The sequence below is a fragment of the Mycobacterium sp. PO1 genome, assembly GCF_017312405.1.
Taxonomy (GTDB): domain Bacteria; phylum Actinomycetota; class Actinomycetes; order Mycobacteriales; family Mycobacteriaceae; genus Mycobacterium.
This window is the reverse complement of record NZ_BLTG01000078.1, coordinates 34867-47834: the sequence shown is the minus strand read 5'-3', so window position 1 is coordinate 47834 and position 12968 is coordinate 34867. Positions and strand designations below refer to the sequence as shown.

The window sequence follows — 12968 nt, the reverse complement described above, 5'->3', positions numbered from 1 at the left end:
TTCCCGCCGTGAATTTTTCGCCGGCTTTGGGTACTTGCCACGTTAGGCACAACGACGTGGGGAGATGCGCATGTTCACGACAGCGACGGTGGGGCACCGATGACGTTCAACATCACCCCGACAGCAGCCCAGCACGACCTGGCCCGCCGCACCCACGAGTTCGCCGAACAGGTCATCCGCCCCGTCGCCGCCGAGTACGACCAGCGCCAGGAGTTTCCCTGGCCGGTCCTGGAACAGGCCGCTGAGCAGGGCTTCTACAGTCCATTGTTCTACCGGGACCTGATCGGTGACCCGACCGGGCTGTCGCTGCCGATGTTCATGGAGGAACTGTTCTGGGGCTGCGCGGGAATCGGGTTGGCGGTGGTGATGCCGGCGCTGGCGCTGTCGGCCATCGGGCAGGCCGCCACCCCCGAACAGATGCTGCAGTGGGCGCCGGAGTGTTTCGGCACCCCCGGCGACCTGAAGCTGGCCGCGCTGGCGATCTCCGAACCCGAGGGTGGCAGCGACGTGCGCAACCTGCGCACCAGGGCACGCCGCGACGGCTCGGGCCCCGACGCGGACTGGATCATCGACGGACACAAGATGTGGATCGGAAACGGCGGCATCGCCAATGTGCACGTGGTCAACGCCGTCGTCGACGAGGAACTCGGGCACCGCGGGCAGGGTCTGTTCATCGTCCCCGGCGGTCTGCCGGGCCTGGAGATGGTCCGCAAGCTCGACAAGCTGGGCTGCCGGGCGTCGCACACCGCCGAGCTGAAGTTCAACGGCGTCCGCGTGCCCGCCGACCATCTGCTCGGCGGGCAGGAGAAACTCGAGCGGCGGCTGGCCCGCGTGCGCGAGGGCGGGCCCAAGCGGTCGGGATCGGCAACGCTGGGCACGTTCGAGCAGACCCGCCCCATGGTCGCCGCGCAGGCTCTCGGCATCGCCCGGGCGGCGTTGGAGTACGTCACGGAATACGCCAACCGGCGTGAGGCGTTCGGCGCGCCCATCATCGACAACCAGGGCATCGCGTTCCCGCTCGCCGACCTGGCCACCAGTCTGGATGCGGCGCGGTTGCTGACCTGGCGGGCGTCGTGGATGGCCGCCACCGGTGTGGCGTTCGAGCGCGGCGAAGGATCGATGTCGAAACTGGCGGCCAGCGAGCTCGCGGTGCGCACCACCGAACGGGCCATCCAGACCATGGGCGGCTGGGGATACATCTCCGACCACCCCGTCGAGAAGTGGTACCGCGACGCCAAGCTGTACACCATCTTCGAGGGCACCAGCGAAATCCAGCGGATCGTCATCTCCAAGGCGCTCGGCGCGGCCGACGGGAAGCCTCCGCTGCACGTCGACCTCGAACCCACCGGCGGTCCGCTCAACCGCGTCTTCGGCCGGGGCACGCCGGTGCGCACCCGTGTCGCCGACACCGCGCTGACGATGAAGGACCGGGTTCCCGCGCCGGTGATGCAGATGGCGATGAAAGTGCTTCGGCCGCCCAGCAAGTAGGGCCTGCGGATCGCGCCGGACGGAACCGGCGGTCACGCTAATCTACTGCTGTGACCAGTGACGACTCCCTGGAGCAGGCGCTCGCCGGTGGCGCGCCCCAGCTGGTGGGTTGGTTTCGCTTCCACTTCGCCGACGAACGGTGGGAGTGGTCCGACGAGGTTCAGCTCCTGCACGGCTATCAGCCCGGGACCGTGACCCCGACCACCGAACTGGTGCTCTCGCACAAGCACCCCGACGACTACCGGCAGGTCGCGGCGACCCTCGAGGAGATGCGCCGCGAGCACCGGACGTTCTCGACGCGGCATCGCATCATCGACACCCGCGGCGATGTGCACGAGGTGGTCGTCATCGGCGATCAGCTCCGCAATGCCGACGGCCGGTTGATCGGCACCCACGGTTTCTACGTCGACGTCACCCCCAACGAGGCAATGGCCAAGGCGATGGTCAGCGCGGCGCTCGACGAGATCACCGAGAACCGCTCCGTCATCGAACAGGCCAAGGGGATGCTGATGCTGGTCTACCGGGTCGATGCGGACACCGCGTTCGAGCTGCTGCGGTGGCGCTCGCAGGAGACCAACGTGAAACTGCGGATGCTCGCCGAACGGTTGCTGGTCGATTTCGCCGGCCTCGACTACGAGGAGACCCTGCCGCCCCGCGCCACGTTCGACCACCTGTTCCTGACTGCTCACCAGCGGGTGGACCGCACCAGCGATACCGTGGGCACGTGACCGCCTCGAAGAAAGCGCTGATCATCGTCGACGTGCAGAACGACTTCTGCGAGGGCGGCTCGCTGGCTGTCGCCGGGGGCGCGGACGTGGCGCGCGGCATCAACGCCCTGCTGGGCGGCGGCTCGAGGTACGCACACGTGGTGGCCACCAAGGATTTCCACATCGACCCGGGCGGGCATTTCTCCGACCACCCGGATTACGTCGACTCGTGGCCACCACACTGCCGGGTCGACACCGGCGGGGTGGAGTTCCACCCCGACCTGGACACCGCGCCGATCGAGGCGGTGTTCAAGAAGGGGCATTACACCGCCGCCTACAGCGGCTTCGAGGGTGCCGACGACGACGGCACCGGACTGGCCGAGTGGCTGCGCTCCCGGGGCGTCGAAGCCGTCGACGTCGTGGGCATCGCCACCGACCACTGTGTGAAGGCCACCGCAGCCGATGCGGTCGCCGCCGGATTCGCCACCCGGGTGCTGCTGGACCTGACCGCCGGCGTGTCGCCGGCGACCACCGCGCAGGCGGTCGAGACGCTGCGCTCTGCCGGGGTCGACGTCGCGTCCTGACCTGTGACCCACCCGACGGTTGCACCACCCCCTCGGGTGGGCATCCCATAGGGTCGCCACACGCCGTCATCCGACGAATCCGCATCGCGCTAGCACAGGAGAATCGCCTTGACCGAGATCGCCAGCTCACCGGGCAACGTCATGGCTGTCGAGCCGTGGCCCGGCAAGGCCTACCCCCTCGGCGCCACCTACGACGGGTCCGGCACGAACTTCGCGTTGTTCAGTGAGGCCGCCGAGTTGGTCGAGTTGTGCCTGTTCGACGCGGACGGCACGGAAACCCGCATCACGCTGCCCGAGGTGGACGGATTCGTCTGGCACGGTTTTCTGCCCAACATCGAGCCCGGGCAGCGCTACGGCTACCGCATCCACGGCCCCTATGACCCCGGGGCCGGCGTGCGCTGCAACCCGAACAAGTTGCTGCTCGACCCCTACGCCAAGGCCATCGACGGGACGTTCGACTGGAACCAGTCGCTGTTCAGCTACAACTTCGGCGACCCCGACAGCCGCAACGATGACGACTCGGCGGCCAGCATGCCCAAGTGCGTGGTCATCAACCCGTACTTCGACTGGGGGGTGGACCGCCCGCCCAGCCACGAATACGCCGACTCCGTCATCTACGAGGCCCACATCAAAGGCCTCACCGAGACGCACCCCGACATCCCGGAGCAGATTCGCGGCACCTACGCCGCGGTCGCCCACCCGGCCATCATCGACCACCTGGTCGCGCTGGGGATCACCGCGATCGAGCTGATGCCGGTGCACCACTTCGCCAACGACTCGACCCTCGTCGACAAGGGCCTGTCCAACTACTGGGGCTACAACACCATCGGTTTCCTGGCCCCGGACTCCAAGTACAGCTCCAACCCCAACCCCGGCGGGCAGGTGCAGGAGTTCAAGACCATGGTGCGCACGCTGCACGAAGCGGGCATCGAGGTCATCCTCGACGTGGTCTACAACCACACCGCCGAGGGCAACCACCTGGGTCCGACGCTGTCGATGCGGGGCATCGACAATGCCGCCTACTATCGCCTCGTCGACGACGACAAGCGCTACTACATGGACTACACCGGAACCGGCAACAGCCTCAACGTCGGTCACCCGCATTCGCTGCAGCTGATCATGGATTCGCTGCGGTACTGGGTGACCGAGATGCACGTCGACGGGTTCCGTTTCGACCTGGCCTCCACGCTGGCCCGGGAGTTCTACGACGTCGACAAGTTGTCGACGTTCTTCGAACTCGTCCAGCAGGATCCGACGGTCAGTCAGGTCAAACTCATCGCCGAGCCGTGGGACGTCGGACCCGGCGGGTACCAGGTCGGCGGCTTCCCGCCGCAGTGGACGGAATGGAACGGCAAGTACCGCGACACCGTGCGCGACTACTGGCGCGGCGAGCCCGCCACCCTCGACGAGTTCGCCTCCCGGCTCACCGGCTCGGCCGATCTCTACGAGAACACCGCGCGCCGACCCGTCGCCTCGATCAACTTCATCACCGCCCACGACGGTTTCACGTTGCGGGACCTGGTCTCCTACAACGAGAAACACAACGAGGCCAACGGCGAGGACAACAACGACGGGGAAAGCCACAACCGGTCCTGGAACTGTGGCGCCGAAGGCCCCACCGAGGACGCCGAGGTCAATGCGTTGCGCGCCCGGCAACAACGCAACTTCCTTACCACGCTGCTGCTGTCGCAGGGTGTCCCGATGATCGCGCACGGCGACGAACTCGGCCGCACCCAGCAGGGCAACAACAATGTGTACTGCCAGGACAACGAGCTGTCCTGGGTGGACTGGTCGGCGGCGGACACCGATCTGATGGAGTTCACCCGCACCGTGTCACAGCTGCGTACCGCGCATCCCGTGTTCCGCCGGCGCCGGTTCTTCACCGGGCAGCCCATCGAGGCCGGCGGACTGCCCGACATCCTGTGGCTCAACCCGGACGGCTCGGTCATGTCGAGCGAGGACTGGGGCACCGGTTACGCGAAGTCGATCGCGGTCTACCTCAACGGCAATGCCATTCCCTACATGGACCTGCGCGGAATCCGGGTCACCGACGCGTCGTTCCTGCTGTTCTTCAACGCCCACTATGAGCCGATCAAGTTCAAGGCGCCGAAGAAGAAGTTCGCGCCGCAGTGGCGCCCCCTCATCGACACGGCGACCGGGGTGGTGCCCGACGACGCGAAGCCCCTCAAGGCGTCGGCCACCTTCGAGGTCGCCGCGCGCGGACTGGTCGTCCTCGAGGCCATCCCCGAGTAGCCCGAGCACCGGCCACCTGAAAGACGTTGCGCGACACTGCGCTTAGCAACCCAGTTCAGCGTTTTTCGGCGCGCTGTGTGTTAGCTTGAAGATGCTGTGCAACCGTGACCGCCGAGTCGGCGTCGGGTTCCCGACTGCCGCCGGCCGGGCGGGCCGGAGTAGGAGCCGAAGAGCGGCGGGGACCTACCCGGCGGTCACGGTTGCCAGCTCTGCTCTCGACCTCCGCGGATCAACCGAGAATGCGCTGGATCGACCGCATCGGGATCGGCAGCCAGGACGGCCGGAACTTGGCCTCGTACGCGGCTTCGTAGATCGCCTTGTCGAGTTCGTAGGCGGCCAGCACCTCACCCGACTCGCGGGGGTCGGTTCCGGCCACCGCCGCGTAGCCCTCGCAGAACGCGGTGCTGTTGCGCTGGACCCATTCCCGTGCCCGCGCGGCAACCTGCCGGTCCCGCTCGTGGTCGGCGGACAGGTCGACCAGCCGCTGATAGGCGGCGTACTCGAAGGATCGCAGCACGCCGGCCACGTCGCGCAACGGGGAATCGGGCCTGCGCCGCTCCTCCAGCGGCTGTCCCGGCTCGCCTTCGAAGTCGATCAGCAGCCAGTTCTCCGGCGTGCGCAGCACCTGCCCCAGGTGCAGATCGCCGTGCACCCGCTGCACCGTGATCTGCTGGCCGGCGAGCTTGCGGTACCGCTCCTCGATCAGGGCGGCGTGCCCGCCCAGGTCGGGCACGGATGCGGCGGCGGACTGCAGCCGCTCGAGCACGGTGTCGACCGGGAAATCCATGGTGGACGTGCCGAGTTCGGCGGCCAGCGTGGCATGCACGGAGGCCACCGCCTCACCCAGCCGGTAGGACTCGCCGGCGAAGTCGCCGCCGACCTCGTCGGCATAGAGGTCGCCCTCGGCGAACAGGTCGCGCGTGCTGGCCGTGGCCATGTCCCAGCCCTCGGCACTGTTGGCGGCGAACTCGGTCACCATGCCGAGCGCACAGGGCTGCGAACCCGCCGCATCCCAGGCGGTCTCATACGAGCCGAGCAGCGGCGCGATGTGTGGGTTGCCCGCCCGGGCCAGCACCCGGTTCAGCTCGATGTCGGGGTTGATGCCGGGGGTGAGGCGACGGAAGACCTTGAGCACCGCCCGGTCCTCGAAGATGACGCTGGTGTTGCTCTGCTCGACTCCCGCCATGCGCGGAACAGTGGTCGTAGGCAGGTCGGCGCCGGGTTCCTTCTCGAAGCGCAGAGCACCGATGGAGGCCGACGAATCGATCAGGGACAGCAGCTGTTGCGCCGCGTCGGGATCGTAGAGCGCATCGCAGGCCACCCGTTCCCCGTCGGGTCCCTCGACGGTTCCGATGGTGGCGACGTCGCTGTACTCGTCGATCGGCTCGGCGCCCCAGCGCAGCAGCACCTGGTAACGCTCTGCGCCGCCGTCGGTGTAGGCCACGTCGAGCAGCACCAGTTCGACACCGTCGGACAACGCGGTGACGGCCGAAGGTCGTGCGGAGGCCAGTTCTCGGCTGCGCCCGGCGTACCAGCGCTGGCTGACGATCCAGTCGGCGAAGGGCAGATTGTCGACGGTCATCACTGCTCACCTCCCTCGGTGGGGTCGGGTCGCAGCATGAACCAGTAGAAGCCGTGGCCGGGGAGGGTGAGCAGATAGGGCAGATTGCCGATGCGGGGGAACTCGACGTGACCGGTCATCTCCACCGGGATGTGTCCGTTCCAGGCCTGCAGGTTGAGTTCGATGGGCTGCGGGAAACGCGACAGGTTGTTCACACACAGCACGACGTCGGTGCGGCCGTCCTGCTCCAGTTCGCGCACATACGCCAGCACCGACGGGTTGGTGCCGCCCAACTCGCGGAATGACCCGACCGCGAACGCGTCGTGCCGGCGGCGGATGGACAGCATCGTGCGGGTCCAGTTCAGCAGCGAGGTCGAGGTGTCGCGTTGGGCTTCGATGTTGACCGACTGGTAGCCGTAGATCGCATCCTGATTGGGCGGCAGGTAGAGCCGCCCTGGGGTGGCGGTGGAGAATCCCGCGTTGCGGTCGGGGGTCCACTGCATCGGGGTGCGCACCGCGTCGCGGTCGCCCAGCCAGATGATGTCACCCATCCCGATCTCGTCGCCGTAGTACAGGACTGGCGAACCGGGCAGCGACAGCAGCAGCGCGGTGAACAGCTCCATCTGGTTGCGGTCGTTGTCCAGCAGCGGCGCCAGGCGCCGGCGGATGCCGACGTTGGCCTTCATGCGCGGATCCTTGGCGTACTCCGCGTACATGTAGTCGCGCTCTTCGTCGGTGACCATCTCCAGCGTCAGCTCGTCGTGGTTGCGCAGGAAGATCCCCCACTGCGCCATCTCCGGGATGTCCGGGGTCTGGGCGAGGATCTCCGAGATCGGGAAGCGCGACTCGCGGCGCACCGCCATGAAGATGCGGGGCATCAGCGGGAAGTGGAACGCCATGTGGCATTCGTCGCCGCCGGTCTCGGGGTCCCCGAAGTACTCGACGACATCGGCGGGCCACTGGTTGGCCTCGGCGAGCAGCACCCGGCCCGGGAACTCGTCGTCGATGACCTTGCGGCAGTGCTTGAGGAAGGCGTGGGTCTCGGGCAGGTTCTCGCAGTTGGTGCCCTCCCGCTCGAACAGGTAGGGCACCGCGTCGAGGCGGAAGCCGTCGATGCCGAGGTCCAGCCAGAACCGCAGCACGTCGATCATCGCTTCCTGCACCGCAGGGTTGTCGTAATTCAGGTCGGGCTGGTGCGAGAAGAACCGGTGCCAGTAGAACTGCCGCCGCACCGGGTCGAACGTCCAGTTGGACTCCTCGGTGTCGACGAAGATGATCCGCGCATCGGGGTAGGGCTCGCTGGTGTCACTCCAGACGAAGAAATCGCCGTAGGGGCCGTCGGGATCACGACGGGATTCCTGGAACCACGGATGCTGATCGGAGGTGTGGTTCATGACGAGGTCGGTGATGACGCGGATGCCGCGGCGGTGTGCGGCGTCGAGCAGCTCGACGAAATCCTCGACGGTGCCGAACTCGGGCAGCACCTTGTAGAAGTCGCGGATGTCGTAGCCGCCGTCGCGCAGCGGGGAGTCATAGAAGGGCGGCAGCCAGAGGCAGTCCACGCCCAGCCACTTCATGTAGTCCATTCGTTCGGTCAGGCCGCGTAGGTCGCCGATGCCGTCGGAGTTGGAGTCGTAGAAGGCGCGAACCAGAACCTCGTAGAAGACCGCCTTCTTGAACCACACGCGGTCCTCAGGGAGGGCGCGCGCGTGGGTGAAGTCTTCCGCGGTCGGGTGTTCGACTACCCCGTCTTCGACGTGGCTGCCCTCCGCCGGGCCTGCTGAGCGGGTGCGAGTGCTGTCGTCCATAGGTGTTTCCAACCTACCCAGGTCTGGCGGAAATGAATCACCCGAGCGGAGCGAGAATCAGATCACCCGAGCACCCGGCCCGCGCCGATGCGGGTCAGGGCAGGAAGCGTTCGGCGCCGGGTGTGCGCACGTATCGGAGACTGTTGGCCTGCCGGTATCCGATGACGCCGCCGCCGAACGTCAGCAGCAGCAGTCCCGCGACGCCGGGCAGGGCCACCGCGGCCAACTCGGCCAGCGTCGGGTTGGTCAGTGCGCGGGGATATCCCAACCGGGCGGGTGGGCCGGACAGCGGGGTCGACACCGACTGCGGTGCCGATTCGGCGCTCGGCGGCAGCGAGCCGCGGATCACCGGGGTACGCACACCGGCGGTGCCGGGTTGTGTGACACCGGGCGCGGGAGCGGCGACCGCCTCGACCGGCCGGGCGCCCTGCCCGCCCACGGTGGCGACGCGGGGCACCGCCACCACGAGCGGTGCGCGCATCACCGGGGCTTCGGACATCACGCCGCCGCCTCCGCCGCCCGCGGTGGTCGTGCCGGTCGCCGCGTCGACGACGGGCTCCTCCTCCTGGGTGCGGATGGATGGTCCCGGCGGGGCCGGCGTGGGGTTGACGACCAGCGACTGGAGGAACCCCTGCAGGGTCGGTACGGAGACCTCGACGGTCGTGTAGAACGACGAGACCGTCGGCCACGTCCCGGCGGGTATCTCGTCGGCCGCAGGCAGGCGAGGTACCGGGATCCTCATGGTGATCGAGGAGTTGCTGTAGTCGAACATCCGCGGGGTTTTCGACGGCGGTACGGGACCGCGGCTGGAGCCGCCGCGCTCACTTGCGGCGTCCTCGTCGTCGGCCAGTACGAGGTCGTCGTCTTCGAAGTCCACTGCATCTTCGGCATCGTCGAGTGCATCGGAGCGGATCGTCGGCGGATCGGAGTCGCCGGATTCCCCGACATCACCGTCGTCATCCCCGACGGAATCGTCCGCGTCGGCTTTGCTGGCGGTGCTGTCCTCCCCCGAGCCGTCACCGGCACTGTCGGAACCCTGGCTGCTGGTTCCGGAATCGGAGGGCTGCGCGACGGCCGGCGCCGCGCCCGGGCCGGCGATCAACAGACCTGCCGAGACCAGACCGGCGAGCGCGGCGGCGCGCAACGAAGGCTCGCCCATGGTGCCCCAATTCTTGCCCGGATCGGTTGCTCGGCAGGTCGGTGTTCTCACCGAGATTCTCGCACATCCGCACCGCCGAATCCGCTGAGTGCAGTTGCTGACGGGAGACGATCAATCGACGTCCGCGTCATTTTGTTTCGGCGCCACGCCGACCCGATCCGGCCACCCGCTATCGTGCCGGGGGTGAGCTCCGCAGGCCCGACACGCGACCACGGTGATCCCGGCGACGCACCCACCGTCCCCCCTGCGCTGACCGAACCCGCCGACACCCGGCGCCCATCGGCGGCCGAGGAGGCGCGAACCATCGCGGCAGCCACCAACACCGGCACCCTGGCCTCGCTGACCGCCGACGGGGACCCGTGGGCGTCGTTCGTCACCTACGGCTTGCTGGGCGGGGCACCGGTGCTGTGTGTGTCGAACCTGGCCGAGCACGGCCGCAACCTCGCCCACGACCCGCGAGCCAGCCTGGCGATCGTCGCCCCCAGCAGCCAGGCCGACCCGCTGGCCAGTGGCAGGGTCACGCTCGCCGGGCACGTCGAGCAGCCCGTCGGCGACGAACGCGACGCCGCCCGGGCCGCGCACCTGGGCGCGGTCGCCGCCGCGAGGTACTACATCGACTACAGCGACTTCACGCTGTGGGTGCTGCGGGTGTCCCGGGTGCGCTGGGTGGGCGGCTACGGCCGGATGGATTCGACGACGGGCCCGGACTACGCCGCCGCCGAACCGGATCCGGTGACCCCGCGGGCGGCGGGTGCGGTGGCGCACCTCAATGCCGACCATGCCGACAGCCTGGTGGCGATGGCCCGCACGCTGGGCGGCTATCCCGACACCGTCGCCGCGACCTGCACCAGCGCCGACCGATACGGCTTGGACCTGCGGTTGGACACCGATCGCGGGATGGCCTACACCCGAATCGGATACGCCGGCCCCATCAATTCGATCGACGAATTACGTTCGGCCACGGTCGAGTTGGCGCAACGGGCGCGCCGGGGCTGAACTACCATCCCCGTCATGGCTGAGCACAACCCTCCGCGCCCGCAGACCTGGCAGGCGGCGTTCGAGTTGATCCGCGACCGCGGACACGAGCACCGCGCCGAACCGTTCCGGCTGGCCAGCGGCCAACTCAGCCACGACTACATCGACGGCAAGTACGCCGTCGACACCGGAGAGCGCCTGGCGGTGGTCAGCCGCGCCGTCGCCGATCTCGCCTCGGCCCACGGCATCGAGTACGACGCCGTCGGGGGACTGACCATGGGTGCCGACCCGCTGGCACACGGCGTCGCAATGGTCACGGGCAAGGCGTGGTTCTCCGTGCGCAAGGAACAGAAGCAGCGCGGCCGGGAGCAGTGGATCGAGGGCACGCGCCTGCAGGCGGGTGACCGGGTCCTGCTCGTCGACGACGTCATCAGCACCGGCGGCTCCACCGAGATCGCCCTCGAGCGCGTGACCGCGCTGGGCGCCGTGGTTGCCGGCGTCATTCCGATGGTCGACCGCGGCGACATCGCCGCCGGCCGCTTCGCCGCCCGCGGTGTCCCCTTCGTCGCGTTGGTCAGCTACCGCGACCTGGGCATCGAGCCCGTTCGCGACGTCTGATACCTCAGTCGCGGACGACTCAGTCACGAACCACGAGGACGCCGTCGGGTTCCACTCCGACGGTGACGCGGTCGCCGGGCGCCAGCCGCCGGGCAGCCGAACTCGGCATCTGGGCCGTCAGCGCCACGCCGTCCGCGAGCGTGATCGCGACCCGGGAGACGGCCCCGAGGAACGCCACCGAGGCGACCGTGGCCGAGCCCGCGGGATCACCACTCACGGTGAGGGATTCGGGCCGGACGCGAGCCGTGCCGGCGCCGTTGGCCACCGACCCCGGCAGCGTCGGGACGCCGACTCCGAGCAGCGTCGCCCGGCCGCCGGACACGTGTGCGGGCACCTTGTTGTTCAGGCCGACGAAGTCGGCGACGAACGGCGTCGCGGGGTGGGCGTACAGCTGTGCGGGCTCGGCCACCTGTTCCAGTCGACCCCTGTTCATGACCGCGACCCGGTCGGCTATCGCCAACGCCTCCTCCTGGTCGTGGGTGACGAGCAGCGTGGTGGTCCCCACCTCCGACTGGACCCGCCTGATCTCGTCGCGCAACTGGACGCGCACCTTGGCATCCAGCGCCGACAGCGGCTCGTCGAGCAGTAACACCCGCGGTTCGATCGCCAGCGCCCGGGCCAGCGCCACCCGCTGCTGCTGCCCCCCCGACAACTCGGTGGCGTACCTGTCGGCGTAGGCGGCCAGCCCAACCAGGTCGAGCATCTGCGCCGCGCGCTTCCGTCGCTCCCGCCTGCCCCTGCCACGCATCTTGAGCCCGAACGCGACGTTGTCGAGCACGCTCAGATGCGGGAACAGGCTGTAGGCCTGGAACACCATGCCCATGTCGCGGCGGTTCGCCGGCGTCCGGTGCAGGTCCACCCCCGCCACCGACACCGTCCCCGACGTCGCCTCGTCCAACCCCGCCACGATCCGCAGCGCGGTGGTCTTCCCACACCCGGACGGGCCCAGCAGTGCCACCAGTTCACCGGGCCGGATGTGCAGGGTCAGGCCGTCGAGGGCTCGTGAGTCTCCGTAGACGCGGGTGAGTTCGTCGACATCGAGGGCCTGACCGCCGTCCTCGCCGCGGCTCATCGGACCCCCGATGCGGTTCTACGGCGCCCCCGAGTGAGCAGCGACAGCGCCGACAACAGCACGAAGCCGAACACCAGCGTCGCCAGCGACGCGGCCACCGAGGTGGGGCCGTCGCTCTTGCCCAGCAGGACGATCTGCACCGGCAGGGTCTGGTATCCGCTCAGCGAGGCGATGGTGTACTCACCCAGCACCACCGCGGTGGAGATGAACGCCGCCGACACCATGCCCGGCCAGATGTTGGGCACCACCACCTGCAGCGTGGCGGTGAACCACCCGGCCCCCAGCGAGCGGGCCGCCTCGGTGAGGGTGCGCAGATCCACAGCGGACAGCGAGGCGTCCAGCGCCCGGTACGCGAACGGCAGGACGACGACCACGTAGACGAACGCCAGCGTCAACGGCGACTCACCCAGCAGGTAGGTCACCCACAGATACACATTGCGCAACCCGACCACGATCACCAGCGCCGGGATCGTCAGGGGAAGCAGACACAGGAACTCGACCGGGCGCCTGGCCCACTGGGCCCGCAACCGCACCCAGATCATGGTCGGCACCAGCACGCTCAGCATCCCGGCCACCGTCAGGACCGCCAACAGCACCGACACCGCGATCGCGTCGTACAGCGCCTCGTCGTGCACCAGGTTCGCCCACGCCTGCCACGTTCGCCCGTCCCGGTTCCGGGTGGAGAAGTCGGCCATCGCGTACAGCGGGAACAGGAAGAACAGCCCGAAGCCGACCCACAACAC

The 12968-nt window shown here is 68.5% G+C and carries 11 protein-coding genes; 6 read left to right on the top strand and 5 right to left on the bottom strand.

The window, feature by feature from the left end; all coding sequences use genetic code 11:
* Positions 1–99: 99 nt before the first annotated feature.
* The 4 genes from J3476_RS22790 to glgX all read left to right on the top strand — a co-directional run bounded on the left by J3476_RS22790 (position 100) and on the right by glgX (position 5032).
* Positions 100–1488, top strand: coding sequence for an acyl-CoA dehydrogenase family protein (locus J3476_RS22790; RefSeq protein WP_207068612.1), 1389 nt, complete (start codon positions 100–102; stop codon positions 1486–1488).
* 50 nt (positions 1489–1538) lie between these two features.
* Positions 1539–2216, top strand: coding sequence for a PAS and ANTAR domain-containing protein (locus tag J3476_RS22785; protein ID WP_207068611.1), 678 nt, complete (start codon positions 1539–1541; stop codon positions 2214–2216).
* Positions 2213–2779, top strand: coding sequence for an isochorismatase family protein (locus J3476_RS22780; protein WP_207068610.1), 567 nt, complete (start codon positions 2213–2215; stop codon positions 2777–2779). The genes J3476_RS22785 and J3476_RS22780 overlap by 4 nt, the downstream gene beginning before the upstream one ends.
* 141 nt (positions 2780–2920) lie before the next feature.
* On the top strand, positions 2921–5032 hold the full coding sequence (glgX, locus tag J3476_RS22775) for a glycogen debranching protein GlgX (RefSeq protein ID WP_207068656.1): 2112 nt from the start codon (positions 2921–2923) through the stop codon (positions 5030–5032).
* Positions 5033–5261: 229 nt separating this feature from the next.
* On the opposite strand, the gene J3476_RS22770 is transcribed toward glgX, so the two are convergent.
* The 3 genes from J3476_RS22770 to J3476_RS22760 all read right to left on the bottom strand — a co-directional run bounded on the left by J3476_RS22770 (position 5262) and on the right by J3476_RS22760 (position 9560).
* A complete protein-coding gene (locus tag J3476_RS22770; RefSeq protein WP_207068609.1) occupies positions 5262–6614 on the bottom strand; it encodes a maltokinase in 1353 nt (450 codons plus the stop codon).
* Positions 6614–8401, bottom strand: a complete 1788-nt coding sequence (treS, locus tag J3476_RS22765; protein ID WP_207068608.1) for a maltose alpha-D-glucosyltransferase — start codon at positions 8399–8401, stop codon at positions 6614–6616. The genes J3476_RS22770 and treS overlap by 1 nt, the downstream gene beginning before the upstream one ends.
* 94 nt (positions 8402–8495) lie before the next feature.
* A complete protein-coding gene (locus J3476_RS22760; protein WP_207068607.1) occupies positions 8496–9560 on the bottom strand; it encodes a hypothetical protein in 1065 nt (354 codons plus the stop codon).
* Positions 9561–9743: 183 nt separating this feature from the next.
* Between J3476_RS22760 and J3476_RS22755 the strand changes: the two genes are divergently transcribed.
* Positions 9744–10556, top strand: coding sequence for a HugZ family protein (locus J3476_RS22755; protein ID WP_207068606.1), 813 nt, complete (start codon positions 9744–9746; stop codon positions 10554–10556).
* Positions 10557–10571: 15 nt separating this feature from the next.
* Positions 10572–11153: an orotate phosphoribosyltransferase gene (locus tag J3476_RS22750; RefSeq protein ID WP_152519224.1), complete on the top strand. Its 582-nt coding sequence runs from the start codon at positions 10572–10574 to the stop codon at positions 11151–11153.
* A gap of 19 nt (positions 11154–11172) precedes the next feature.
* Here J3476_RS22750 and J3476_RS22745 read toward each other — a convergent pair whose 3' ends face one another.
* On the bottom strand, positions 11173–12225 hold the full coding sequence (locus tag J3476_RS22745) for an ABC transporter ATP-binding protein (RefSeq protein ID WP_207068605.1): 1053 nt from the start codon (positions 12223–12225) through the stop codon (positions 11173–11175).
* A complete protein-coding gene (locus tag J3476_RS22740) occupies positions 12222–12920 on the bottom strand; it encodes an ABC transporter permease subunit (protein ID WP_207068655.1) in 699 nt (232 codons plus the stop codon). The genes J3476_RS22745 and J3476_RS22740 overlap by 4 nt, the downstream gene beginning before the upstream one ends.
* Positions 12921–12968: the final 48 nt, after the last annotated feature.